Source organism: Streptomyces sp. NBC_00224, from assembly GCF_041435195.1.
In the GTDB taxonomy this organism is placed as follows: Bacteria; Actinomycetota; Actinomycetes; order Streptomycetales; family Streptomycetaceae; genus Streptomyces.
In genome coordinates, this window is record NZ_CP108106.1 from 6,445,798 (window position 1) to 6,469,917 (window position 24,120).

Below are 24,120 nucleotides of genomic sequence, written 5' to 3' on the forward strand. Positions count from 1 at the left end.
CTTCGGCCCCTTCGGCCCACCCGGAATGCCCCGCTCCGCCCGCTCTCCGATAATCGCCGTACAGGCCAGAGGAGAGCAGCGTGCCCACTCCCGTACCCCCGCGAGATCGCACCGACCAGCCGTGGCGCTCCGAGGGTGCGCCCCCGCCGCCACCGCCGAAGCGGAAGATGCCCGGGGGCTGGGGCAGCCTGATCCTCGCCGCGCTCGTCGTCTACCTGATCACCAATCTGATCCTGTCGTTCTTCGACGAGGGCAACGAGCCGACGCTGTCGTACACCGAGTTCAGCAAGCAGGTCGCCGCCGGCAACGTGGAGAAGATCTACGCCAAGGGCGACGCCATCCAGGGGCAGCTCAAGAGCTCCCAGACGGTGCCCGGGGGCAGCGACAAGTACACCAAGTTCACCACCCAGCGGCCGACGTTCGCCGACGACGACCTGTGGTCGCAGCTGACCAAACAGAGCGTCACGGTCACCGCCCAGCCGGTCGTCGAGCACCGCAGCTTCCTGGCCAACCTGCTGATCTCGCTCGCGCCGATGCTCCTGCTGGTCGTCCTGTGGCTGTTCATCGCGCGCCGGATGAGCGCCCGTCTCGGCGGCGGCGGGATGCTGGGGCGCAAGGCGCCGCCCAAGCCGGTCGAGCTGACCGAGGACAAGCGGACCACGTTCGAGGACGTGGCGGGCATCGACGAGGTCGAGGGCGAGCTCAACGACGTCGTCGACTTCCTCAAGAACCCCTCCGCGTACCGGAAGATGGGTGCCCGGATGCCCGGCGGCGTGCTGCTCGCGGGCCCGCCCGGCACCGGCAAGACCCTGCTCGCGCGGGCCGTGGCGGGCGAGGCGGGGGTGCCGTTCTTCTCCGCGTCGGCCTCCGAGTTCATCGAGATGATCGTGGGCGTGGGCGCCTCGCGGGTACGTGAACTCTTCGCCGAGGCACGGAAGGTGGCCCCCGCCATCATCTTCATCGACGAGATCGACACCATCGGCCGGGTGCGCGGCGGCGGAGCCGGGATGGGCGGCCATGACGAGCGCGAGCAGACGCTCAACCAGATCCTCACCGAGATGGACGGCTTCTCCGGATCCGAGGGCGTCGTCGTCATCGCCGCCACCAACCGGGCCGACGTCCTGGACCCGGCGCTCACCCGGCCCGGCAGGTTCGACCGGATCGTGCAGGTCAGCCCGCCGGACCGGGGCGGCCGCGAATCCATCCTGAAGATCCACACCCGTGAGATCCCGATGTCCCACGACGTCGACCTCGCCCAGCTGGCCCGCACCACCCCCGGCATGACCGGCGCCGAACTCGCCAACCTGGCCAACGAGGCGGCCCTGCTCGCCGTCAAGCGCCGCCAGAGCGAGGTCACCCAGTCGGACCTCTCCGACGCCCTGGAGAAGGTGCAGCTCGGCGCCGAGCGGCCGCTGGTGATGCCGGAGGAGGAGCGCCGCCGCACCGCCTACCACGAGAGCGGCCACGCCCTGCTCGGCATGCTCCAGCCCGGCGCCGACCCCGTCCGCAAGATCACCATCGTGCCCCGCGGACGGGCGCTCGGCGTGACGCTGTCCACCCCGGACGCCGACAAGTACGCGTACACCGAGGACTATCTGCGCGGCCGCATCATCGGCGCGCTCGGCGGCATGGCGGCCGAGCACGTCGTCTTCGACGTGGTCACCACGGGCGCCGAGAACGACCTCGAACAGGTCACCAACCTGGCCCGGGGCATGGTGGCCCGCTGGGGCATGAGCAAGAAGATCGGCCCCCTCACCGCCCTGCCGAGCGACGCCCAGCAGGCGTACGGGCTCGCCGCGGCCCCCGAGACCCTGGACGCCATCGCCACCGAGATGCGCCGCATCGTCGACGAGTGCTACGCCGAGGCGTGCCGCCTGCTGCGCGAGCACCGCCCCAAGCTCGACGCCCTCGCCGAGGCGCTGCTCAAGAACGAGACGCTGGAGGAGGAGGCCGCGTACCGCGCGGCGGGCATCCCGCGCCTGGCGAAGACGGAGTCCTGAGCGGCGCGGGGCTCGTGAGCCCCTACGCGCGCGTAGTCCGAAGAGTCCGGGGGCCCCGGAGCCCTACGGCGTACGCGCGATCAGATACCGGAACACGTTCGGCATCCACACCGTGCCGTCCCGGCGCAGATGCGGATGCAGCGCCTCCGCCAGCTCCTTCTCGACCTGGACCTGGTCGGTGGCCCTGGCCGCCGCGTCGAACAGACCCGTCGAGAGCAGCCCGCGCACCGCGCTGTCCGCGTCCGCGTAGCCGAACGGGCACGCCACCCGCCCCGACCCGTCGGGCCGCAGACCCGCCCGCGACGCCAGGTCCTCCAGGTCGTCGCGCAGGCTCGGCCGCCAGCGGGGCGCGTCGGTGAGCCGGGCCGCGACCCGCAGCACGCCCGAGGTGGCACACCGCTCCGGCGGACCCCAGCCCGCCAGCACCACCGCGGCGCCGCGCTCGGCGAGCCGCACCGCGGCCTCCAGGGCCGGGACGAGACCGTCCGCGTCGCCCGCCGCGCAGCCGACCGGCTCGAAGGCGGTCACCAGGCCGTAGCGGGCCCCGGACGGATCGGCCGCGGCGTGCGGACCGCCCGCCAGGACCCGGGCGTCGTCGCGGTCCCCGGCGCGCCCCCACACCCCCTCCGGCAGCAGCCGCTCACGGGCCAGCGCGAGCCGCTCCGACCGGGTGTCGACACCCGTCACGCGCGCGCCGCGCGAGGCCGCCATCAACAGGGCGAGCCCGGAGCCGCAGCCCAGGCCGAGCAGCCGGGTGCCGGGTCCCACCTCCAGCCGCTCGTACACCGCCTCGTAGAGCGGTACCAGCATCCGCTCCTGGATCTCCGCCCAGTCACGCGCGCGTGCACACGCCTGCGCGGGCGGGGCGGAGGCCGAGGGGGACTGGTGCCGGACGAGCGTAGGTGTCATGGAAAGCGCCCCAATCCGCAGAAGAGGTCAGCCGTGCGCTGATGGAAAGCCCCCGTACACGTGCGGTCGCACTCCCCCCGTATGCCAGGGAACTCCGCATCCGCCATCGCGTCCAGAGGGAGGGCGATTCACGTTCGGGGCCGCCGGGCCCGTACCATTCGCGCCATGGCAAAGGCACCCGTTCTCACGCCCCAGGCGGAAGACTTCCCCCGCTGGTACCAGGATCTGATCAACAAGGCCGAGCTCGCGGACAACGGTCCGGTGCGCGGCACCATGGTGATCCGACCGTACGGCTACGGCCTGTGGGAGCGGATGCAGCAGGAGATGGACGCACGCATCAAGGACGCGGGCGCCCAGAACGCGTACTTCCCGCTGTTCATCCCCCAGTCCTACCTGACCCGCGAGGCCGAGCACGTCGAGGGCTTCGCGCCCGAGCTCGCGGTGGTCACCCACGGCGGCGGCAAGGAGCTCGACGAGCCCGTCGTGGTGCGCCCCACCTCCGAGACGATCATCAACGACTACTTCTCGAAGTGGGTGCAGAGCTACCGCGACCTGCCGCTGCTCATCAACCAGTGGGCCAACGTGGTCCGTTGGGAGATGCGGCCGCGCGTGTTCCTCCGTACGAGTGAGTTCCTCTGGCAGGAGGGCCACACCGCGCACGCCACCTACGAGGACGCCCGCGACTACGCGGCGCGCATCCACAAGGACGTCTACGCGGACTTCATGATCAACGTCCTGGGCATCGACGTGGTCCTGGGCCGCAAGACGGCCAAGGAGCGGTTCGCCGGCGCCATCAACACCCTCACGCTCGAAGGCATGATGGGCGACGGCAAGGCCCTCCAGATGGGCACCAGCCACGAGCTGGGCACCAACTTCGCCAAGGCCTTCAACACCCAGTACCTGTCCAAGGACGGCAAGCAGGAGCTGGTCTGGCAGACCTCGTGGGGCGTCTCCACCCGCATGGTCGGCGGTCTGATCATGTCGCACGGCGACGACAACGGCCTGCGCGTGCCGCCGCGGCTCGCCGCCGTCCAGGTCGTCGTCATGGCGATCAAGGGCGACGAGGCCGTCGCCAAGGTCCGTGAGCTCGGCGACCGCCTGAAGGCGCTGGGCATCCGCGTCCAGGTCGACGACCGGGTGGACACCCCCTTCGGCCGCCGCGCGGTGGACTGGGAGCTCAAGGGCGTTCCGGTCCGCATCGAGATCGGCCCGCGCGACCTGGAGGCCGGCACCGCGATGCTGGCCCGCCGCATCCCCGGCGGCAAGGAGCCCGTCTCCATCGACGCGCTCGGCGAACTGCTGCCCAAGGTCCTCGAAGAGGACCAGGCGCAGCTGCTGCGCGAGTCGCGCGAGCGCCGCGAGTCCCGTACGAGCGAGGTCACCACCATCGAGGAGGCCGCCGAGGCGGCCACCGCCGGCGGCTGGGCGCGCATCCCGTGGGCCACCCTCGGCGCCGAGGGCGAGGCCAAGCTCGCCGAGCAGGCCGTGTCCGTACGGTGTCTGGTCGCCGAGGACGGGTCCGTCCCCGACGCCGACGACGCCCCCGGTACGGTCGCCATCGTCGCCCGCTCCTACTGAGCGGCCCGCGGCCTGTTCCGGTCGGCCGAAAACGCCTCTTGCGCACCGGCTGATTTCTGGAACCCCGGCGTGTTGACATCATCTACGCGCCGGGGCGTACGCGCCGCTACGTACTACCTTGGTGTGAGCTGTGAGGCTTCTCCGCAGATCAGCGCACCCGCCCTCGTCCGGACGCATCAACGGCAACTGACGGGTACGTGCAAATTATTTGGGATGCCCCGGAATAGGAACACCGGGGCACTCCGGCTCGTTGTCACGACGTGAGCACGACACCACCTGTTCTCGCCGCAGAGCTGGCGCAGGCGTGGGCCGACATTCAGCGGTACCACTCCGAGCTGCCTGACCTTGCCGCGCCCGAGTCCCTGATCGGAGAGTCCTCGTCCGCCTGCGGCGCCGAGCTCTCCTTCGAGCGACTGCTCCACGAGGCAGTCCACGGCATTGCCGCCGCCCGGGGTGTCCGCGACACATCCCGGGCCGGGCGGTACCACAACCGCAGATTCCTGGCCATCGCCGAGGAGCTCGGCCTCGACCATCCCGAGGAGCCGCACCCCAGCAGTGGCTTCTCACTGGTCGCGCTGAACCCCGAGGCGAGGCGCCGCTACCGGCCGACGATCGAGCGGCTGCAGCGCGCCCTCAAGGCACACACCGTGGCCACCGCCGCCGACACCAAGCGCTCCTTCCGGGGCCCGGCGGCACGGCACGGCTCCTCAGGCGGCGGCGTCCGCGTCAAGGCCGTCTGCGACTGCGGCCGCAACGTGCGCGTCGTCCCGTCCGTGCTCGCCCAGGCGCCGATCGTCTGCGGCGGCTGCGGCAAGCCGTTCCGTATCCCCGAGGTCGTGGCCGCGGCGAGCTGATCCCGGGCCGGTCGCCGGACGGGGGCGGCGCGGGCCGGAAGGCGGACACAGCGCTGACGCGCCGCCCGGGGGTGCCCCACGGACCCCCGGCGTGCCCGGCGCCGGGCATGTGGCACAATGGCTAGCTGTACTCGACAGCCGCATAGGAACCCTCTCGCCTCCGGCTGACGCGTCCATCGGGCACCCCGAGTACCGCAACCCCACGTGGCATCCCGTTGTGCCCAACCACGTCAAGACCAGGAGACACCACTCCAGTGGCAGTCAAGATCAAGCTCAAGCGCCTCGGCAAGATTCGCCAGCCGCACTACCGCATCGTCGTCGCCGACGCCCGCACCCGCCGTGACGGTCGCGCGATCGAAGAGATCGGTATCTACCACCCGACGTACAACCCGTCGCGCATCGAGGTCAACGCCGAGCGTGCGCAGTACTGGCTGTCCGTCGGCGCCCAGCCCACCGAGGCTGTGCTCGCCATCCTGAAGCTGACCGGTGACTGGCAGGCGCACAAGGGCCTCCCGGCCCCCGCGCCGCTGCTGCAGCCGGAGACGAAGGAGAGCAAGCGCCGCTCCTTCGACGAGTTCGCCGCGGCCCTCGCGGGCGACGACGTCAAGGGTGAGGCCATCACCCCCAAGGCCAAGAAGGCTGACAAGAAGGCGGACGAGGCTCCGGCCGACGCCGCCGAGTCGACCGAGGCCTGAGCATGCTCGAGGAGGCTCTTGAGCACCTCGTGAAGGGCATCGTCGACAACCCCGACGACGTGCAGGTCGCCTCGCGCACCCTGCGCCGGGGGCGCGTGCTGGAGGTCCGGGTCCACCCCGAAGACCTCGGCAAGGTGATCGGCCGCAACGGCCGCACCGCCCGCGCCCTGCGTACCGTCGTGGGCGCCATCGGTGGCCGTGGTATCCGCGTCGACCTCGTCGACGTGGACCAGGTCCACTGACAAAGTTGGTTGTTTTACCAGATGCGCCGGCTCGGGCCGGGGAGGGCCATAGCGCCCGCCCCGGCCCGCAGTCGTCTGTGGAGCCCCCGCAGCCGCCTGTGAAGCCGTAGCCACCGAGAAGCCGCAGGCCCCGACAGGAAAGTTGAACGACGTGCAGCTGGTAGTCGCGCGGATCGGCCGCGCCCACGGCATCAAGGGCGAGGTCACCGTCGAGGTGCGCACCGACGAGCCGGAGCTGCGGCTCGGCCCCGGCGCCGTACTGGCCACCGACCCGGCCTCCACCGGGCCGCTCACCATCGAGACCGGCCGCGTCCACAGCGGCCGTCTGCTGCTGCGCTTCGAGGGCGTACACGACCGGACCGCCGCCGAGGCCCTGCGCAACACCCTGCTCATCGCCGACGTGAACCCGGACGAGCGCCCCGAAGAGGACGACGAGTACTACGACCACCAGCTCATCGACCTCGACGTGGTCCTCACCGACGGCACCGAGGTCGGCCGGATCACCGAGATCTCGCACCTGGCGTCCCAGGACCTCTTCATCGTCGAGCGGCCCGACGGCACCGAGGTCATGATCCCGTTCGTCGGGGAGATCGTCACCGAGATCGACCTGGACGAGCAGCGCGCGGTCATCGACCCGCCGCCCGGTCTGATCGACGACCAGGCCGAGATCGCCTCCGCGCGCGACGAGGACGAGAGCGGCGCCGAGGAAAGCCGGGGCGAGAACTGATGCGCCTCGACGTCGTCACGATCTTCCCCGAGTACCTGGAACCCCTGAACGTCTCCCTCGTCGGCAAGGCACGCGCGCGTGGACAGCTCGACGTCCACGTACACGACCTGCGGGAGTGGACCTACGACCGGCACAACACGGTCGACGACACCCCCTACGGCGGCGGCCCCGGCATGGTCATGAAGACCGAGCCCTGGGGCGCCTGCCTCGACGGCGCGCTGGCCGACGGGTACGAGGCGGGGGCCCACGGCCCCGTCATGGTCGTGCCCACGCCCAGCGGACGGCCCTTCACCCAGGAACTCGCCGTCGAGCTCTCCCGGAAGCCGTGGCTGATCTTCACGCCCGCGCGCTACGAGGGCATCGACCGCCGTGTCATGGACGAGTACGCCACGCGGATACCGGTGTACGAGGTGTCCATCGGCGACTACGTCCTCGCGGGCGGGGAGGCCGCCGTCCTGGTGATCACCGAGGCCGTGGCCCGGCTGCTGCCCGGTGTCCTCGGCAACGCCGAGTCCCACCGCGACGACTCCTTCGCCCCCGGCGCCATGGCCAACCTCCTCGAAGGGCCGGTGTACACCAAGCCCCCCGAGTGGCGCGGCCGCGGCATCCCGGACGTCCTGCTCAGCGGGCACCACGGCAAGATCGCCCGCTGGCGGCGGGACGAGGCGTTCCGCCGCACCGCCCTGAACCGGCCCGATCTGATCGAGCGCTGCGACCCCGCGGCCTTCGACAAGAAGGACCGCGAGGTGCTGTCCATCCTCGGCTGGGCACCGGAGCCCGGCGGCCGATTTTGGCGCAGGCCCCAGGACGTGGAAGAATAAGCCGCTGCTGTACGCCCGGCCCACGCCCCTGCCACAGGGGGAAGGGCAAAGCGTTCCCCGCGCACGCGGGAGTCGCCCCACGGCGGTCCGGTGCGAACGGCATCCTGAACCCCATCACGATATTCCGCTGATGACCTGTGGCATCGGCGAGGAAGCAGAAGAACATGGCCAGCCTGCTCGACTCCGTCAACGCCGCGGCGATCCGCAGCGACGTCCCGGCCTTCCGCCCGGGTGACACCGTCAACGTCCACGTGCGCGTGATCGAGGGCAACCGCTCCCGTATCCAGCAGTTCAAGGGCGTTGTCATCCGCCGCCAGGGCGCCGGCGTCTCCGAGACCTTCACGGTCCGCAAGGTCTCCTTCTCCGTCGGCGTCGAGCGCACCTTCCCGGTGAACTCCCCGATCTTCGAGAAGATCGAGCTCGTCACCCGCGGTGACGTCCGCCGCGCGAAGCTGTACTACCTGCGCGAGCTCCGCGGCAAGGCCGCGAAGATCAAGGAGAAGCGCGACAACTGAGCTCCGGCTCGGCGGTGAGCTGCGGCCCACCACACTCGCGCACGGTTCCACAGGACGGGCGGATAGGCTCTGCCCCCGATGGACACCGAAGCACAGCACACGGAGCGCGACCTCCCCTCCACCCCTCAGCCGGGGCCGGAGCGGGGGTCGCGCTCCGCGCGTTTTCCCGCCGTCGCCGCCCACCTGGAAGGGCCCTGGCGCAAGACCGCGGCCCTGTTCGCGGTGTGCCTGCTCTTCCTGCTGCTGTTCAGCCACTTCGTCGTCCAGCCCTTCCTGATCCCCAGCGGCTCCATGGAACCCACCCTGAAAGTGGGCGACCGGGTCCTGGTCAACAAGCTGGCGTACCGTTTCGGCAGCCATCCGGCCCGCGGTGACGTCGTCGTCTTCGACGGCCGGGGCTCTTTCACGGACGAGGCGCCCGAGGGGAACCCCGTGGGCAGGGCCCTTCGTTCAGCCGTTGCGGCCCTGGGGCTGACGGAGTCCGCCGGGAACGTCTACGTGAAACGGGTCGTCGGCGTCGGCGGCGACCGGATCGTGTGCTGCGACAAGGGCGGGAGGGTCCAGGTGAACGGGAGACCGGTGACCGAGGAGTACGTGCACCCGGGCGACGCCCCCTCCCAGGTGCCGTTCGACATCGTGGTGCCCGACAGCACCCTCTTCGTCCTGGGCGACCACCGCTCGCGCTCCAGCGACTCCCGCGACCACCTCGGCTCCCCGGGCGGCGGCATGGTGCCCGTGGACCACGTGGTGGGGCGGGTCGACTGGATCGGCTGGCCCTTCGGCCGCTGGTCGGGGATCGGCGGCTCCGGCGCCTTCGCGCGCGTGCCCGCACCGGGCGGCGCCCATGGGTAACCGCGGGCGCCCGCGCTCGGCGCCCCGCCCGGCCGACGAGCCGCTGCCCACCGGTACCCGGCCGACGTCGCGTGCGACGGCGCGAGGAGCGAGAGCTGCCGCGGGGCCCACCCCGCAGCCCGACGCCTTCGCGGCATCCGAGGCACCCACGGCCGAACCGACGGGCCCCGACGGCCCTTCGGGACCCTCCGGGCCCGCCTCGCCTCCCACGGAGGCGGCGGCCGCCGAGCGCCCACCCGGCCGCCGGGCCCAGCAGGGCCGGGCCGACCGGCGCAGGCTCGCCCGGAAGGTGAAGCGCCGTCGGCGCAGGTCCGCGGTGAAGGAGATACCCCTGCTCGTCGGGGTGGCGGTGCTCATCGCCCTCGTACTGAAGACGTTCCTCGTCCAGGCCTTCGTGATCCCGTCCGGCTCGATGCAGCAGACGATCACCATCGGCGACCGGGTGCTCGTCGACAAGCTCACGCCCTGGTTCGGCTCGAAGCCGCAGCGCGGCGACGTGGTGGTCTTCAAGGACCCCGGCGGCTGGCTCAAGGAGGAGAAGAAGACCACCGGCGGCAGCGACCCGGTGGTCGTCAAGCAGGTCAAGCAGGCCCTCACCTTCATCGGGCTGCTGCCCTCCGACAACGAGCAGGACCTCATCAAGCGGGTCATCGCGGTCGGCGGCGACACCGTGAAGTGCTGTGACGCGGGCGGCAAGGTCACCGTCAACGGCGTGCCCCTGGACGAGCCCTATGTGAACCCGGGCAACCCGCCCTCGGAGATCAACTTCGAGGTGAAGGTGCCCGAGGGACGGCTCTTCATGATGGGCGACCACCGCTCGAATTCGGCCGATTCCCGCTTCCACCTCGACGAGGCGTACCACGGGACCGTCTCCGAGGGCGGGGTCATCGGGCGGGCCGTCGTCATCGGCTGGCCCTTCGACCGCTGGAAGTGGCTGGAGGAGCCCGGGACATTCGGCTCGGTGCCGGACGCGCCCGGCAGGTCGGATAACGCGCTCGGTGCGTCGCATAGGGTGTCTTCCCGGGATCCGGCTGCGGATCCCGACAGATCACATGAAGTAGCAGTAAATAAATCGATATCGGATGACCCGAAATCGAACGAAGCGATCCTGCCCCCGAGCCCTGCGGAACTCCCGCTCGTTATGGGAGTGGTGGGCCTGCGCCTGGCACGGCGCGGGCGGTGGCACGGAGTGAGGAGTGGATGTGGGGGATTTGGCGGTCGGCGCACGATCCGGACACGACGAGCCCGAGGAGCGGCCGGACCGGCACGCCGACTCTCCCGCACAGGCTCAGGCCGACAGCGGCGGTGGCGGCACCGCCGACGGCGGCTCGGGAGGTGACGGCGAGCCGGGCGGCGGCCCGGACCCCACCCCCTCGGACCCCGCCCCCAGAAAGCAGCGCTCCTTCTGGAAGGAGCTGCCGCTGCTCATCGGCATCGCGCTGATCCTCGCGCTGCTGATCAAGACGTTCCTGGTGCAGGCGTTCTCGATCCCCTCGGACTCGATGCAGAACACCCTCCAGCGCGGTGACCGCGTCCTGGTCGACAAGCTGACGCCGTGGTTCGGCTCCACGCCCGAGCGCGGCGAGGTCGTCGTCTTCCACGACCCGGGCGGCTGGCTGGAGGACCAGAAGCCGGCCGAGCCCAACGTGGTGCAGAAGTTCCTCAGCTTCATCGGCCTGATGCCGTCCGCCGAGGAGAAGGACCTGATCAAGCGGGTCATCGCGACCGGCGGCGACACCGTGGAGTGCAAGAAGGGCGGCCCGGTCAAGGTCAACGGCCACGCCCTGAACGAGCCGTACATCTTCCCCGGCGACAGCGCCTGCGACGACATGCCGTTCGGCCCGATCAAGGTCCCCAAGGGCCGGATCTGGGTGATGGGCGACCACCGCCAGAACTCGCTGGACTCCCGCTACCACCAGGAGCTGCCGGGCGGCGGCACCGTCTCCAACGACGACGTCGTGGGCCGCGCGTTCACCATCGCCTGGCCGCTCAACCGCCTCGACTGGCTCGGCATCCCGGGCACCTTCGACCAGAAGGGCCTCAACGGCATGGGCTCGGCGGCCCCGGTGGCGGCGGGGCTCGCGGGCGCGGTGCCGATCGTGCTGTGGCGCCGCCGGCTCACCCGGCCGAGTGACGCGATCGAGGGCACCGACCTCACCCGGGAGGGCTGACCGCGCGGGATACCGCCGGGTAGGGTGCCGTCCCAGATCGTCGATCTCCGGGGCCCGCGCAGGACGCGGATGACCGGGGGAGGAGCACTGGGATGAGCGGAACAGGACGTACGGACGACGGCCGCGGCCGCGGTCTCGGCAATCTGCTGTCGGGACTGGCCGTGGCCGTCGGCTGTGTGCTCTTCCTCGGCGGGTTCGCCTGGGGCGCCGTCGAGTACAAGCCGTACACGGTGCCGACCCAGTCCATGAACCCGACGGTCAAGGCAGGCGACCGGGTCCTCGCCCAGCGGATCGACGGCGCTGACGTCAAGCGCGGCGACGTGGTGATCTTCAAGGACAAGGTCTGGGGCGACGTCCCCATGGTCAAGCGCGTCGTCGGTATCGGCGGCGACACCGTCAAGTGCTGCGACCAGGGCGGCAAGCTGACCGTCAACGGCCAGGCGATCGACGAACCGTATCTGCACAACACGGCCCCCTCCACGACCAAGTTCAGCGCCACCGTCCCCAAGGACCAGCTCTTCCTCCTCGGCGACGAGCGCGACGTCTCGCTGGACTCCCGGGTGCACCTGGAGGACGCGGCGAACGGCTCGGTGCCGCGCTCGGCCGTCAGCGCGCGCGTGGACGCCGTGGCGTGGCCGCTGGACGGCATGCTGAAGCGTCCGACGGGCTTCAAGGCGCTGCCGGGCGGCATCTCGCAGCCCGGCCCGCTCATGCTGGTCGTGGGCGCGGTGGTCGCCGGAGCCGTCCTGATCGTGGTCGGCGCGGCCTACGGACCGCTGGCGCGAAGCCTTGGCCGGCGCGGGGCCGGGAAGCGGGGCGGCGGCGCGGTGGGGCGGGAGGTGCCGGTTGCGGGGCAGTGAGGTTGGTGGGTCCGGTGGGGCTAGGGGGCTTCGGCCTGAGGCTGGCGAGGCCGGCGGCGCTGGTGGGACCGGTGAGGCTCGTGGGCGTCGGCCTGAGGCTGGCAGGACTGGTGAGGCCAGTGGGCCTGGCGGGCTGTATGGCGGCGAGGCGCCGGGGTTTCGCAAGGTCGCCCGGGTCGTGCTGCTCGATCCGCAGGACCGCATTCTGCTGATGCACGGATACGAACCGGACAATCCCGACGACACCTGGTGGTTCACCCCCGGCGGCGGCCTGGAGGGCGACGAGACCCGGGCCCAGGCGGCGCTGCGCGAGCTGGCCGAGGAGACGGGGATCACGGACGTGCAGCTGGGGCCGGTGCTGTGGCGCCGGATGTGCTCGTTCCCCTTCGACGGGCGCCGCTGGGACCAGGACGAGTGGTACTTCCTGGCCCGTACCGCTCAGACCGAGGCCGCGCCGACCGACCTCACCGAGCTGGAACGACGCAGTACCGCGGGGCTGAGGTGGTGGACCTCCGCCGAACTGTCGGCGGCCCGTGAGACGGTGTACCCGACCAGACTCGCCGAGCTGCTGCGCACGCTGCTCGACGAAGGTCCTCCGGGTGCGCCGGTGGTCCTGGCTCCGGAAATCGTCTAGGGGTCCGGGGGGCTGACGCACAATAGGGGGACGCACGGCTGAAGGGGAACATGCCATGAGCGCCGAGGACCTCGAAAAGTACGAGACCGAGATGGAGCTGAAGCTCTACCGGGAGTACCGCGACGTCGTCGGTCTGTTCAAATACGTGATCGAGACCGAGCGGCGTTTCTACCTCACCAACGACTACGAGATGCAGGTGCACTCGGTCCAGGGCGAGGTGTTCTTCGAGGTGTCGATGGCGGATGCCTGGGTCTGGGACATGTACAGGCCGGCCCGCTTCGTCAAGCAGGTCCGCGTCCTCACATTCAAGGACGTGAACATCGAGGAGCTCAACAAGAGCGACCTGGAGCTTCCGGGGGGCTGATCCTCCGCGTCCACGGCGCTCGCGGCGTTTCGGGGAGTTCGGGGCGTCAACCGATTTCGCCGCGTCCACCGTGCGGATGGCCGGGTTATCCACAATGGCCCGACTGTCCACCAAGATCCACTCGATGGCGGCGGGTGCGTGACAGTCGGTGCCGGAGGTGGTGCCGAAATGAACGCACGAGGAGCACTCGGGCAGTACGGCGAAGACGTGGCGGCCAGACTGCTGGCCGACGCCGGAATGACAGTGGTCGCCCGCAACTGGCGCAACGGCAGGACCGGAGAGATCGACATCGTCGCCCGTGACGGCGACGTGCTGGTGGTCTGCGAAGTCAAGACACGCAGAGCGGGCCCGTTCGAACACCCCATGGCGGCCGTCACCCCCGCCAAGGCCGAGCGGCTCAGACACCTCGCCGAGCGATGGCTGGCCGACCACGGAGGACCGCCGCGCGGCGGCGTCCGCATCGACCTCGTCGGCGTCGTCCTGCCCCAGCGCGGCGCCCCCCGCGCCGAACACGTGCGGGGGGTGGCGTAGATGGGATTCGCCCGCACCTGCTCCGTGGCGCTCGTCGGCGTCGAGGGCGTCGTCGTGGAAGTCCAGGCCGACCTGGAACCGGGCGTCGCCGCCTTTACCCTCGTCGGCCTGCCCGACAAGAGCCTCAGCGAAAGCCGCGACCGCGTCAGAGCCGCCGTCGTCAACTCCGGCGGCGACTGGCCCCAGAAGAAACTCACCGTCGGCCTCAGCCCCGCCTCCGTCCCCAAGAGCGGCAGCGGCTTCGACCTCGCCGTGGCCTGCGCCGTCCTCGGCGCCGCCGAGCGCATCGACCCCAGAGAGCTCGCCGACCTGGTGATGATCGGCGAACTCGGCCTCGACGGCCGAGTGCGCCCCGTCCGCGGCATCCTGCCCGCCGTCCTCGCCGCCGCAGAGGCCGGATACGAACAGGTCGTCGTCCCCGAACAGACCGCGGCCGAAGCGTCCCTGGTCCCCGGCATCTCCGTCCTCGGCGTGCGGAGCCTGCGCCAGCTCATCGCCGTCCTCACCGACGAACCCGTGCCCGAGGAGGAACCCGACCAGCAGGGCAGACCCGACGCCATGCTCGCCGGACTGGTCGTCCCCGGCGCCGGAGTCGGCACCGGCCTCTCCATCGACGCCGACACCAGCCCGCCCGACCTCGCCGACGTCGCCGGCCAGCGCACCGCCCGCACCGCCCTGGAAGTCGCCGCGGCCGGCGGCCACCACCTGATGCTGTACGGACCGCCCGGCGCAGGCAAAACCATGCTGGCCGAACGGCTCCCCGGCATCCTGCCGCCACTCACCCGCCGGGAATCCCTCGAAGTCACCGCGATCCACTCGGTCGCCGGAATCCTGCCCCCGGGCAAACCCCTCGTCCACAAAGCCCCCTACTGCGCACCCCACCACTCGGCGACCATGCAGTCCCTCGTCGGCGGAGGCAACGGCCTGCCACGGCCCGGAGCCGTCTCGCTCGCCCATCGAGGCGTCCTGTTCCTCGACGAAGCCCCCGAGTTCACCGGCAAGGCCCTCGACTCCCTGCGCCAGCCCCTGGAGGCCGGACACGTCGTCGTCGCCCGCAGCGCTGGCGTCGTCCGTCTTCCCGCCCGGTTCCTCATGGTCCTCGCCGCCAACCCCTGCCCCTGCGGCCGCCACACGCTGCACGGCGCGGGCTGCGAATGCCCCCCGTCCGTCATCCGCCGCTACCAGGCCCGGCTCTCCGGACCGCTCCTCGACCGCGTCGACCTGCGCGTGGAGGCCGAGCCTGTCCGGCGCGAGGACCTGCTCGCCCAAGGCGGACGCGGCGAAACCACGGCGCTGGTCGCCGAACGCGTCCTGGCCGCCAGGGAACGGGCCGCCGCCCGCCTCCAGGGCACGCCCTGGACCACCAACAGCGAAGTCCCCGGACACGAGCTGCGCACCCGCTGGGTCACAGCCCCCGGAGCCCTCGCCGCGGCCGAACGGGACATGGAACGCGGCCTGCTGACCGCCAGAGGCCTCGACCGCGTCCTACGCGTCGCCTGGACCCTCGCCGACCTCTGCGGCGACGACCGCCCGGACGAGACCCACATCGGCCTCGCGCTGGAACTGAGAACGGGCATCTCCAGGGGTGCGCCGCTGCTGGTGGGGGGTGCGGGGTGACGGGGGCCGGGCCTGGGGGTGGGCTTGGCCCCGGGCCGGGGTCTCTTCCCGTCCCCGGGACCGGCCCTGGCCCCGGTTCCAGACCCGCCCCCGACCCCCTTCCCGGCCGAGCGGGGGAACTGCCCACCGGGGCGGCCGCTGGGCCGGACGGGGAGGGCCTGGTCGGTGGCGGAGTCGGCGACGATGTCGGCGCGGGCGAGGGCGGCCAGGCCCGGGGCTGCCCGGGCGACGACCGTGAGCGGCTGGCGCGGGCCGCGCTGACCAGGGTCATCGAGCCCGGGGACGAGCGGGGCGGCCGATGGCTGCGTACGTACGGGGCGGTGGAACTGATGCGGCGCCTCACCTCGCCCGAGGACGCCGACGACCCGCTCACCGGAGTGAGCGCCGCACGGCTCGCCGGGTACCGCAGACGCGCGGCGGGCATCGACCCCGAGCGGGACCTGGCCACGCTGGCCGCGCTCGGCGGGCGGTTCATCTGCCCCGAAGACCACGAGTGGCCGGGACAGCTCGACGACCTGGGCGACACCCGCCCGGTCGGGCTCTGGCTGCGGGGCCCGGCCGACCTGCGGTTATGGGCACTGAGATCCGTCGCCGTGGTCGGCGCCCGAGCCTGTACGCCCTACGGCGCCCACATGGGCGCCACCCTCGGCGCAGGGCTCGCCGAAAAGGGCTGGGTGGTCGTCTCCGGCGCCGCCGCGGGCGTGGACGGCGCCGCCCATCGCGGCGCCCTCGCGGCAGGCGGCGCCACCATCGCCGTCCTCGCCAGCGGGGTCGATGTCGTCTACCCGCGCGCCCACGCCGAGTTGATCAGCCGTATCGCCGAACAAGGCGTACTCGTCGCGGAGTTGCCGCCGGGTGACCATCCAACCCCCAGCCGGTTCGTCCAGCGCAACCGCGTGATCGCGGCCCTCACCAGAGGCACCGTCGTGGTCGAGGCCGAGTACCGCAGCGGCTCCCTCGTCACCGCGCGCAACGCCCAACGGCTCGGCCGCCACACCATAGGCGTACCAGGCCCAGCCACCAGCGGACTCTCCGCCGGAGTCCACGAACTGCTGCGCGGCGACGCCGCCCTGGTCACCGACGCCGCCGAAGTCGTCGAACTCGTGGGGGAGATGGGCGAACTCGCCCCGGCCCGCCGGGGCCCCGTCCTGCCCAGGGACCTCCTGGCCCCCGCCACCGCACGCGTACTCGACGCCCTGCCCGGCCATGGCGAAGCCCCCGTACGGGACATCGCCCGCGAGGCCGCGACCACGCCCGAGGAAGCCCTCGGCAGGCTGTACGAACTGCACTCCCTGGGGTTCGTCGAACGGGAAGGGGACGGCTGGCGGTTGACGTCAAGCCCCGTCCGTACGCCCGGCACGCGGCGAGGCGGTGCTTGACCTGGAGCATTCGGGTGAAAAGGTAAGGCCGATGACCACCGAGGGCCGCACGCCAGCGCTTTCGGGGCCGACGCACCCCGCGACGGCCCCCACCCCCGCGCGTGACCGGCCGCCCGCACCGGGCAAGCCCGATCCCCCGACGTTTGCGCACCGCAACAGCCCGGTCACGCTACGCTCACGAGAACCCCGCAGCAGAGACAGCTCCCCGCTCACGTCACAGCAGAACGGCTCAAGGCAACGAATGCCCCAGCACACCTCCGGGTCTGATCGCACGGCAGCTCCCCCCGCTGCCCGCGCCGGCGGCACCGTGCGACCACCGGCGCCCTCGTCCGTCGACGAACTGTGGCGCTCGTACAAGAACAGCGGCGACGAGCGCCTGCGCGAACAGCTGATCCTGCACTACTCGCCGCTGGTCAAATACGTCGCGGGCCGGGTGAGCGTCGGGCTGCCGCCCAACGTCGAACAGGCCGACTTCGTCTCCTCCGGAGTCTTCGGACTCATCGACGCCATCGAGAAGTTCGACATCGAGCGGGCCATCAAGTTCGAGACGTACGCCATCACGCGCATCCGGGGCGCGATGATCGACGAACTCCGCGCACTCGACTGGATCCCGCGCTCCGTACGGCAGAAGGCCCGCGCCGTCGAGCGCGCCTACGCGACCCTCGAAGCACAGTTGCGCCGTACGCCATCGGAGAACGAAGTCGCGGCCGAGATGGGCATCGCGGTCGAGGAACTGCACGCCGTATTCAGCCAGTTGTCGCTCGCCAACGTGGTCGCGCTCGAAGAGCTGCTGCACGTCGGCGGCGAGGGCGGCGACCGGCTCAGCCTCATGGACACCCTGGAGGACACCGCCGCCGACGACCCCGTCGAGGTCGCCGAGGGCCGCGAGCTGCGCAGACTGCTCGCCCGCGCCATCAACACGCTGCCGGAGCGCGAGAAGACGGTCGTCACCCTCTACTACTACGAAGGCCTCACCCTCGCCGAGATCGGCAACGTCCTCGGCGTCACCGAGAGCCGCGTCAGCCAGATCCACACGAAGTCCGTCCTCCAGCTGCGGGCCAAACTCGCCGACGTGGGCCGCTGAGCACAACCCCGGTAAAGCGTCCCTCCGCGGATCCCCGCCCCAGCCTTACAGTGGAGCGGTGCCAAGGATTCGAGCGGCCTCAGTGGCCGAGCACCGCGCCATGCAGCGCGCCGCCCTGCTGGACGCCGCACGCTCTCTGCTGTCCCAAGGCGGCACCGACGCCCTGACCTTCCCCGCCCTGGCCGAGCGCACCGGGCTCGCCCGGTCCTCCGTGTACGAGTACTTCCGCTCCCGGGCCGCCGTCGTCGAAGAGCTCTGCTCCGTCGACTTCCCGCAGTGGGCGGCCGACATCGAAGCCGCCATGCAGCAGGCCGCTGGCCCAGAGGAGAAGGTCGAGGCGTACGTACGCCGCCAACTGGAGCTCGTCGGCGACCAGCGCCACCGCGCCGTCGTCGCCATCTCCGCCAGCGAGCTCGACGCGGGCGCCCGCGAGAAGATCCGCGCCGCCCACGGCGGCCTCATCGCCATGATCGTGGAAGCCCTCGGCGACCTGGGCCACACCCAACCCCGCCTCGCCGCGATGCTCCTCCAGGGCGTGGTCGACGCCGCAGTCCGCCGCATCGAACTCGGCGCGGCGGAAGACCCGGCGGCGATCACGGAAGCGGCGGTAGGAATGGCCTTGCGAGGCGTGGTCGGCTGACCCCGGGGGGCCTCCCCTCCCCTCCCCCCCCCGCCCCCCACCCCCCCCTCCCCTCGTCCTAACCCCCCACCCCAACCCCCATCACCGGCAGCAGCCGCGAATGCCCCCCGCGCATCAAAGCCAGCGGGTTCACATAGGCATCCCCCCGTTTCAGCCCCCAGTGCAGGCACCCTTCCTCCCCGCAGTGCGGCGGTTCCGCGTCCAGGACCGCCACCGGCTGGCCCGCCGACACGCGTTCGCCCGGGTGGACGAGGGCGTGGACCGGCTCGTACGTCGTCCGGAGTGGTGGGCTTCCGGAGCCGTCCAGGGTGATCGTGAGGACGCCCTGGCCCGCGACGGGGCCCGCGAAGGTCACCCGGCCCGCCGCGACCGCACGGATCTCCGTCCCCGGTGGTGCCGCCAGGTCGACGCCTCGGTGGCCGGGGCCGTACGGCGTGGCCGGGGGGTCCCAGCCTCGTACGACCACCGGTGGGCCGGGGACGGGCCAAACCCTGCCGACGACGACCAAGCCCGGGGCCCCCATGGCCCTGGCCAAGGCCACCGGGGCCGACACGTCCCCCACCCCCGCCCCCACCGGCCCGCCTGCCGCCAGCGATGCCCCCGCCACCCCCGTCGCCCCCAGGGCGAGCAGGGCGCGGCGTAAGCGGCGGCGGCCTGGTGTGTGGTGCTTGCGGTTCATGGAGGAAGCATCGCGAAAACCGGCGTTTCGCGGTGATCATGGGCCGGGGCTGTGGACAACCAGCCGGTTGTGGACAGTGGCGTCACCCGGCACGGTGAGGGTCCCGTACACTTCTTGTGGCGATCCGGGTCACCGGGTCGACTTCGCACGCCCCGCCGATGGTCCAGACCACCGGCCGCGTCTCTCGGTCCTTCACCTGTCACACGGTGCGGGGCACGGCGCATTGGGGCGTCAGGCGCGGCAGCCGACCGGCAGCCGCGATAACCGAGTACCTCAAGGAGTACGGCCATGGCCGTCGTCACGATGCGGGAGCTGCTGGAGAGCGGCGTCCACTTCGGTCACCAGACCCGTCGCTGGAACCCGAAGATGAAGCGCTTCATCTTCACCGAGCGCAACGGCATCTACATCATCGACCTGCTCCAGTCGCTGTCGTACATCGACCGCGCCTACGAGTTCGTCAAGGAGACCGTCGCGCACGGCGGCTCCATCATGTTCGTCGGTACGAAGAAGCAGGCTCAGGAAGCCATCGCGGAGCAGGCGACTCGCGTGGGCATGCCCTACGTGAACCAGCGCTGGCTCGGCGGCATGCTGACCAACTTCTCCACCGTCTACAAGCGTCTGCAGCGCCTCAAGGAGCTTGAGCAGATCGACTTCGAGGACGTCGCGGCCTCGGGTCTCACCAAGAAGGAGCTCCTGGTCCTCTCGCGCGAGAAGGCCAAGCTGGAGAAGACCCTCGGTGGTATCCGCGAGATGTCGAAGGTTCCCAGCGCCGTCTGGATCGTCGACACCAAGAAGGAGCACATCGCCGTCGGTGAGGCGCGCAAGCTCCACATCCCGGTCGTCGCGATCCTCGACACGAACTGCGACCCCGACGAGGTCGACTACAAGATCCCGGGCAACGACGACGCGATCCGCTCCGTCACCCTGCTCACCCGCGTGATCGCCGACGCCGTCGCCGAGGGCCTGATCGCCCGTTCCGGCGTCGCCACCGGTGACTCGAAGCCGGGCGAGAAGGCCGCTGGCGAGCCGCTCGCCGAGTGGGAGCGCGACCTGCTTGAGGGTGACAAGAAGGCCGACGACGCCGAGGCCCCCGCGGCCGAGGCCGTTGCCGCCGAGGCTCCGGCCGCCGAGGCCGAGAAGCCGGCCGAGGCCGCTGCCGAGGCTCCGGCCGCTGAGGCCCCGGCCGACGAGGCTCCGGCCGCGGACGCCGAGCAGGCCTGACCTTCACGGTCTTCGCTTCGGCGGTGACGGCGGGGGCACAGGCTGTGCCCCCGCCGTCACCCCGTAGCCCCGTAGATCTTTCAGACTTCGAGTCAGACTTCGAGAGAGAAACACAGACTCATGGCGAACTACACCGCCGCTGACGTCAAGAAGCTCCGCGAGCTCACCGGCGCCGGCATGATGGACTGCAAGAAGGCGCTGGACGAGGCCGACGGCAACGTCGACAAGGCCGTCGAGGCGCTGCGCATCAAGGGCCAGAAGGGCGTCGCCAAGCGCGAGGGCCGTTCCGCCGAGAACGGTGCGGTCGTCTCCCTCATCGCCGAGGACAACACCTCCGGTGTCATCCTTGAGCTGAAGTGCGAGACGGACTTCGTCGCCAAGGGCGAGAAGTTCCAGGCCACCGCCGCCGCGCTGGCCGCGCACGTCGCCGCGACCTCCCCGGCCGACCTGGAGGCGCTGCTCGCCTCCGAGATCGAGGCCGGCAAGACCGTCCAGGCGTACGTCGACGAGGCCAACGCCAACCTGGGCGAGAAGATCGTCCTGGACCGCTTCGCGCAGTACGGCGACGGCTTCGTCTTCGCGTACATGCACCGCACCATGCCCGACCTGCCGCCGCAGATCGGTGTTCTGGTCGAGCTGGACAAGGCCGACGCCGACGTCGCCAAGGGCATCGCGCAGCACATCGCCGCGTTCGCCCCGAAGTGGCTGTCCCGCGAGGACGTCCCGGCCGAGATCGTCGAGACCGAGCGTCGTGTCGCCGAGGAGACCACGCGCGCCGAGGGCAAGCCCGAGGCCGCGCTCCCGAAGATCGTCGAGGGTCGCGTCAACGGCTTCTTCAAGGACGCCACGCTCCTTGGCCAGCCGTACGCGCTCGACAACAAGAAGTCCGTCCAGAAGGTTCTGGACGAGGCCGGTGTCACCCTGAAGCGCTTCTCGCGCATCAAGGTCGGCATCTGAGTCCGTTCAGCGATCGACGGAAGACCCCGCTAGGGTCTGAGGCAGTCGTCGGCCGCGCTCGCGACGGACGACCGCAGATCTGACGAGGAGGCCATTGCCGCTCAGGGACACAGCACCCACCGGCAATGGCCTTCTTCGTATGTGTACGAGGAGATCCCCATGAATCAGGGCGCGGACGCCGCCACCCAGGCTGACCACAAGCGCGACGACGGCAAGGTGACCGGGCGCTTCATGCTGAAGCTCTCCGGTGAGGCGTTCGCCGGCGGAGGGGGTCTCGGCGTGGACCCCGACGTCGTGCACGCCATCGCCCGCGAGATCGCCAATGTCGTACGGGACGGCGCGCAGATCGCCGTCGTCATCGGCGGCGGCAACTTCTTCCGTGGAGCCGAGCTCCAGCAGCGCGGCATGGACCGGGCCCGCTCCGACTACATGGGCATGCTCGGCACGGTCATGAACTGCCTCGCTCTCCAGGACTTCCTGGAGAAGGAGGGCATCGACTCCCGGGTCCAGACCGCCATCACGATGGGCCAGGTCGCGGAGCCGTACATCCCGCTGCGCGCGGTGCGCCACCTGGAGAAGGGACGCGTCGTCATCTTCGGCGCGGGCATGGGCATGCCGTACTTCTCCACCGACACCACGGCCGCCCAGCGCGCCCTGGAGATCGACGCCGAGGCCATGCTGATGGGCAAGAACGGGGTGGACGGGGTCTACGACTCCGACCCCCGCGTCAACCCGGACGCCGTGAAGTTCGACGCGCTGGAGTACGGCGAGGTCATCACCCGCGACCTGAAGGTGGCGGACATGACGGCCATCACCCTCTGCCGCGACAACAACCTCCCCATCCTTGTCTTCGAACTGCTCGCCGAGGGCAATATCGCTCGCGCGGTCAAGGGTGAGAAGATCGGCACGCTCGTGAGCGACCAGGGCACCCGGGCCTGACCGGGGGATGGACAATCCCCTGACGGTCGGACACCGTGCAGGGGAAGACGCGGGTTACGCAGGGCCGTTGAGCACCCCACGGAGCACTCCCGGCCCACTCAAGACATGCAGGAGCAAGTGGTGATCGAAGAAATCCTCCTCGAAGCCGAGGAGAAGATGGAGAAGGCCGTCGTGGTCGCCAAGGAGGACTTCGCCGCGATTCGCACCGGCCGTGCGCACCCGGCGATGTTCAACAAGATCGTGGCTGACTACTACGGTGCGCTGACGCCGATCAACCAGCTGGCCTCGTTCTCGGTGCCCGAGCCGCGCATGGCCGTGGTGACCCCGTTCGACAAGAGCGCGCTGCGCAACATCGAGCAGGCGATCCGCGACTCGGACCTGGGCGTCAACCCGAGCAATGACGGCTCCATCATCCGGGTGACGTTCCCGGAGCTGACGGAGGAGCGCCGCCGGGACTACATCAAGGTCGCCCGGACCAAGGCCGAGGACTCCAAGGTGTCGATCCGTTCCGTGCGCCGCAAGGCCAAGGACGCCCTCGACAAGCTCGTCAAGGACAAGGAGTCCGGCGAGGACGAGGTCCGCCGTGCGGAGAAGGAGCTCGACGACACCACCGCGAAGTACGTCGCGCAGGTGGACGAGCTGCTCAAGCACAAGGAAGCAGAGCTGCTCGAAGTCTGATGAACGACTCTTCCTGGGGGGCTCCGCCGCGCCCCGAGCACTGGGGGCCGTCCGACCAGGGGCCTTCCCAGGAGGTGCCTTCGGCGGGCGCTGCCTACGATGCGTATGACGCCCCGTCCCGGACGCACCGATCGCCCGCAGTGCCAGACGCGGGCAGAGACGCCGTAGACCGCGAACAACGTGACCGGGGGGCCGCTCGGGTGAGCGGTCCCCTGTTCCGCGAAGAGACGCCGCAGGAGCCCATGCCCAGCTCGGTACCACCTTCGACTCCGCAGCAGCCGCAGCGGCCCGCGCAGCCGGAGAAGAAGCGGGCCGGGCGCGACCTGCGGGCCGCGATAGGGGTCGGCGTCGGGCTCGGCGCGGTGATCCTGGCGTCGCTGTTCGTCGTCAAGGCCGTCTTCGTCGGGGTGATCGCGGTGGCGGTCGTCGTCGGCCTGTGGGAGCTCACCTCCCGGCTCGACGAGCGCAAGGGCATCAAGGCGCCGCTGGTGCCGCTCGCGGTGGGCGGCGCGGCGATGGTCGTCGCCGGCTACGCGCGCGGTGCCGAAGGCGCCTGGGTCGCGATGGCGCTCACGTCGCTCGCGGTGCTGGTGTGGCGGATGACGGAGAAGCCCGAGGGCTATCTCAAGGACGTCACCGCGGGTGTCTTCGCGGCGTTCTACGTGCCGTTCCTGGCCACGTTCGTCGCGATGATGCTGACCGCCGACGACGGGCCCTGGCGGGTCTTCGTCTTCCTGCTGCTGACCGTGGTCAGCGACACCGGCGCGTACGCCATCGGCTGGCGCTTCGGCAAGACGAAGCTGGCGCCGCGCATCAGCCCCGGCAAGACCCGTGAGGGCCTGCTCGGCGCGGTGACGTTCGCGATGGCGGCGGGCGCGGTGTGCATGCAGTTCCTCATCGACGACGGCCAGTGGTGGCAGGGCCTGCTGCTCGGCCTCGCGGTCGCGGCGAGCGCCACGCTCGGCGACCTCGGCGAGTCGATGATCAAGCGGGACCTCGGCATCAAGGACATGGGCACGCTGCTGCCCGGCCACGGCGGCATCATGGACCGCCTGGACTCCTTGCTGCCTACGGCACCAGTGGTGTGGCTGTTGATGGTCGCCTTCGTCGGCAGCTGACCGGCTGCTTCACCAGGCGCTGACCTGCTGTTTCATCGGTCGGGGGCTCGTTGTC

Annotated in this window: 25 protein-coding genes and 1 pseudogene; 24 read left to right on the plus strand and 2 right to left on the minus strand. The window is 70.9% G+C overall.

The window, feature by feature from the left end:
- Positions 1–80: 80 nt before the first annotated feature.
- The gene (gene ftsH / locus OG965_RS28900) at positions 81–2,000 is read left to right on the plus strand and encodes an ATP-dependent zinc metalloprotease FtsH (protein ID WP_371654968.1); all 1,920 of its coding nucleotides are present in this window, start codon (positions 81–83) and stop codon (positions 1,998–2,000) included.
- A 63-nt stretch (positions 2,001–2,063) separates the two neighbouring features.
- Here ftsH and OG965_RS28905 read toward each other — a convergent pair whose 3' ends face one another.
- A complete protein-coding gene (locus OG965_RS28905) occupies positions 2,064–2,909 on the minus strand; it encodes a methyltransferase domain-containing protein (RefSeq protein WP_371654969.1) in 846 nt (281 codons plus the stop codon).
- Between the two features lie 165 nt (positions 2,910–3,074).
- Between OG965_RS28905 and proS the strand changes: the two genes are divergently transcribed.
- From proS to OG965_RS28995, 18 genes and pseudogenes are all read left to right on the plus strand, one after another.
- Positions 3,075–4,487 (plus strand): proline--tRNA ligase, encoded by a 1,413-nt coding sequence (gene proS, locus OG965_RS28910; protein WP_371654970.1) that lies wholly within the window; start codon positions 3,075–3,077, stop codon positions 4,485–4,487.
- A 260-nt stretch (positions 4,488–4,747) separates the two neighbouring features.
- Positions 4,748–5,341 (plus strand): hypothetical protein, encoded by a 594-nt coding sequence (locus tag OG965_RS28915; RefSeq protein ID WP_266984280.1) that lies wholly within the window; start codon positions 4,748–4,750, stop codon positions 5,339–5,341.
- A 254-nt stretch (positions 5,342–5,595) separates the two neighbouring features.
- Entirely contained in the window at positions 5,596–6,036 is a 441-nt protein-coding gene (rpsP, locus tag OG965_RS28920) for a 30S ribosomal protein S16 (RefSeq protein WP_371654971.1), read from the plus strand.
- Positions 6,037–6,038: 2 nt separating this feature from the next.
- On the plus strand, positions 6,039–6,278 hold the full coding sequence (locus OG965_RS28925; protein WP_361391908.1) for an RNA-binding protein: 240 nt from the start codon (positions 6,039–6,041) through the stop codon (positions 6,276–6,278).
- A 151-nt stretch (positions 6,279–6,429) separates the two neighbouring features.
- Positions 6,430–7,005, plus strand: coding sequence for a ribosome maturation factor RimM (rimM, locus tag OG965_RS28930; RefSeq protein ID WP_371654972.1), 576 nt, complete (start codon positions 6,430–6,432; stop codon positions 7,003–7,005).
- On the plus strand, positions 7,005–7,826 hold the full coding sequence (gene trmD, locus OG965_RS28935; protein ID WP_371654973.1) for a tRNA (guanosine(37)-N1)-methyltransferase TrmD: 822 nt from the start codon (positions 7,005–7,007) through the stop codon (positions 7,824–7,826). Before rimM ends, trmD begins: the two co-directional genes overlap by 1 nt.
- Positions 7,827–7,990: 164 nt before the next feature.
- Positions 7,991–8,341 (plus strand): 50S ribosomal protein L19, encoded by a 351-nt coding sequence (rplS, locus tag OG965_RS28940; RefSeq protein WP_371654974.1) that lies wholly within the window; start codon positions 7,991–7,993, stop codon positions 8,339–8,341.
- A 78-nt stretch (positions 8,342–8,419) separates the two neighbouring features.
- Positions 8,420–9,193: a signal peptidase I gene (gene lepB / locus OG965_RS28945; protein WP_371654975.1), complete on the plus strand. Its 774-nt coding sequence runs from the start codon at positions 8,420–8,422 to the stop codon at positions 9,191–9,193.
- A pseudogene (lepB, locus tag OG965_RS28950) lies at positions 9,186–10,511 on the plus strand (signal peptidase I); the annotation flags it as partial. The gene lepB (OG965_RS28945) and the pseudogene lepB (OG965_RS28950), both read left to right, overlap by 8 nt.
- The gene (lepB, locus tag OG965_RS28955) at positions 10,405–11,364 is read left to right on the plus strand and encodes a signal peptidase I (protein WP_371657090.1); all 960 of its coding nucleotides are present in this window, start codon (positions 10,405–10,407) and stop codon (positions 11,362–11,364) included. The pseudogene lepB (OG965_RS28950) and the gene lepB (OG965_RS28955), both read left to right, overlap by 107 nt.
- A 92-nt stretch (positions 11,365–11,456) precedes the next feature.
- On the plus strand, positions 11,457–12,224 hold the full coding sequence (gene lepB / locus OG965_RS28960; protein ID WP_371654976.1) for a signal peptidase I: 768 nt from the start codon (positions 11,457–11,459) through the stop codon (positions 12,222–12,224).
- A gap of 133 nt (positions 12,225–12,357) precedes the next feature.
- Positions 12,358–12,858: an NUDIX hydrolase gene (locus OG965_RS28965; RefSeq protein WP_371657091.1), complete on the plus strand. Its 501-nt coding sequence runs from the start codon at positions 12,358–12,360 to the stop codon at positions 12,856–12,858.
- A 55-nt stretch (positions 12,859–12,913) separates the two neighbouring features.
- Positions 12,914–13,222 carry a DUF2469 domain-containing protein gene (locus OG965_RS28970; RefSeq protein WP_003965949.1) on the plus strand — a complete coding sequence of 103 codons (309 nt, stop codon included), beginning with the start codon at positions 12,914–12,916 and terminating at the stop codon, positions 13,220–13,222.
- Positions 13,223–13,360: 138 nt separating this feature from the next.
- Positions 13,361–13,753: a YraN family protein gene (locus OG965_RS28975; protein WP_371654977.1), complete on the plus strand. Its 393-nt coding sequence runs from the start codon at positions 13,361–13,363 to the stop codon at positions 13,751–13,753.
- Positions 13,754–15,370: a YifB family Mg chelatase-like AAA ATPase gene (locus OG965_RS28980; RefSeq protein WP_371654978.1), complete on the plus strand. Its 1,617-nt coding sequence runs from the start codon at positions 13,754–13,756 to the stop codon at positions 15,368–15,370.
- A gap of 158 nt (positions 15,371–15,528) precedes the next feature.
- Positions 15,529–16,749 (plus strand): DNA-processing protein DprA, encoded by a 1,221-nt coding sequence (dprA, locus tag OG965_RS28985; protein WP_371657092.1) that lies wholly within the window; start codon positions 15,529–15,531, stop codon positions 16,747–16,749.
- Positions 16,750–16,990: 241 nt separating this feature from the next.
- The gene (whiG, locus tag OG965_RS28990) at positions 16,991–17,833 is read left to right on the plus strand and encodes an RNA polymerase sigma factor WhiG (protein WP_371654979.1); all 843 of its coding nucleotides are present in this window, start codon (positions 16,991–16,993) and stop codon (positions 17,831–17,833) included.
- A gap of 82 nt (positions 17,834–17,915) precedes the next feature.
- Positions 17,916–18,473 (plus strand): TetR/AcrR family transcriptional regulator, encoded by a 558-nt coding sequence (locus OG965_RS28995; RefSeq protein ID WP_371657093.1) that lies wholly within the window; start codon positions 17,916–17,918, stop codon positions 18,471–18,473.
- 58 nt (positions 18,474–18,531) lie between these two features.
- Here OG965_RS28995 and OG965_RS29000 read toward each other — a convergent pair whose 3' ends face one another.
- Positions 18,532–19,152, minus strand: a complete 621-nt coding sequence (locus OG965_RS29000; protein WP_371654980.1) for a murein hydrolase activator EnvC — start codon at positions 19,150–19,152, stop codon at positions 18,532–18,534.
- 288 nt (positions 19,153–19,440) lie between these two features.
- Between OG965_RS29000 and rpsB the strand changes: the two genes are divergently transcribed.
- From rpsB to OG965_RS29025, 5 genes are all read left to right on the plus strand, one after another.
- The gene (gene rpsB / locus OG965_RS29005) at positions 19,441–20,373 is read left to right on the plus strand and encodes a 30S ribosomal protein S2 (RefSeq protein ID WP_371654981.1); all 933 of its coding nucleotides are present in this window, start codon (positions 19,441–19,443) and stop codon (positions 20,371–20,373) included.
- A 120-nt stretch (positions 20,374–20,493) separates the two neighbouring features.
- On the plus strand, positions 20,494–21,330 hold the full coding sequence (gene tsf / locus OG965_RS29010; protein ID WP_371654982.1) for a translation elongation factor Ts: 837 nt from the start codon (positions 20,494–20,496) through the stop codon (positions 21,328–21,330).
- Between the two features lie 159 nt (positions 21,331–21,489).
- Positions 21,490–22,269 carry a UMP kinase gene (pyrH, locus tag OG965_RS29015; protein ID WP_067164809.1) on the plus strand — a complete coding sequence of 260 codons (780 nt, stop codon included), beginning with the start codon at positions 21,490–21,492 and terminating at the stop codon, positions 22,267–22,269.
- A 120-nt stretch (positions 22,270–22,389) separates the two neighbouring features.
- On the plus strand, positions 22,390–22,947 hold the full coding sequence (frr, locus tag OG965_RS29020; protein WP_101392626.1) for a ribosome recycling factor: 558 nt from the start codon (positions 22,390–22,392) through the stop codon (positions 22,945–22,947).
- Positions 22,947–24,065 carry a phosphatidate cytidylyltransferase gene (locus OG965_RS29025; protein ID WP_371654983.1) on the plus strand — a complete coding sequence of 373 codons (1,119 nt, stop codon included), beginning with the start codon at positions 22,947–22,949 and terminating at the stop codon, positions 24,063–24,065. Before frr ends, OG965_RS29025 begins: the two co-directional genes overlap by 1 nt.
- The last annotated feature ends 55 nt before the right edge of the window (positions 24,066–24,120 follow it).

Excerpts from the sequence above, each read along its gene's own strand:
- OG965_RS28980 (WP_371654978.1), top strand. The coding sequence starts at position 13,754 with ATGGGATTCGCCCGCACCTGCTCCGTGGCGCTCGTCGGCGTCGAGGGC.
- proS (WP_371654970.1), top strand. The coding sequence starts at position 3,075 with ATGGCAAAGGCACCCGTTCTCACGCCCCAGGCGGAAGACTTCCCCCGC.
- whiG (WP_371654979.1), top strand. The coding sequence starts at position 16,991 with ATGCCCCAGCACACCTCCGGGTCTGATCGCACGGCAGCTCCCCCCGCT.
- pyrH (WP_067164809.1), top strand. The coding sequence starts at position 21,490 with ATGAATCAGGGCGCGGACGCCGCCACCCAGGCTGACCACAAGCGCGAC.
- rplS (WP_371654974.1), top strand. The coding sequence starts at position 7,991 with ATGGCCAGCCTGCTCGACTCCGTCAACGCCGCGGCGATCCGCAGCGAC.
- OG965_RS28970 (WP_003965949.1), top strand. The coding sequence starts at position 12,914 with ATGAGCGCCGAGGACCTCGAAAAGTACGAGACCGAGATGGAGCTGAAG.
- lepB (WP_371654976.1), top strand. The coding sequence starts at position 11,457 with ATGAGCGGAACAGGACGTACGGACGACGGCCGCGGCCGCGGTCTCGGC.
- tsf (WP_371654982.1), top strand. The coding sequence starts at position 20,494 with ATGGCGAACTACACCGCCGCTGACGTCAAGAAGCTCCGCGAGCTCACC.
- trmD (WP_371654973.1), top strand. The coding sequence starts at position 7,005 with ATGCGCCTCGACGTCGTCACGATCTTCCCCGAGTACCTGGAACCCCTG.
- rpsB (WP_371654981.1), top strand. The coding sequence starts at position 19,441 with ATGGCCGTCGTCACGATGCGGGAGCTGCTGGAGAGCGGCGTCCACTTC.
- OG965_RS28925 (WP_361391908.1), top strand. The coding sequence starts at position 6,039 with ATGCTCGAGGAGGCTCTTGAGCACCTCGTGAAGGGCATCGTCGACAAC.
- OG965_RS28905 (WP_371654969.1), bottom strand. The coding sequence starts at position 2,909 with ATGACACCTACGCTCGTCCGGCACCAGTCCCCCTCGGCCTCCGCCCCG.
- OG965_RS29025 (WP_371654983.1), top strand. The coding sequence starts at position 22,947 with ATGAACGACTCTTCCTGGGGGGCTCCGCCGCGCCCCGAGCACTGGGGG.
- lepB (WP_371654975.1), top strand. The coding sequence starts at position 8,420 with ATGGACACCGAAGCACAGCACACGGAGCGCGACCTCCCCTCCACCCCT.
- OG965_RS29000 (WP_371654980.1), bottom strand. The coding sequence starts at position 19,152 with ATGAACCGCAAGCACCACACACCAGGCCGCCGCCGCTTACGCCGCGCC.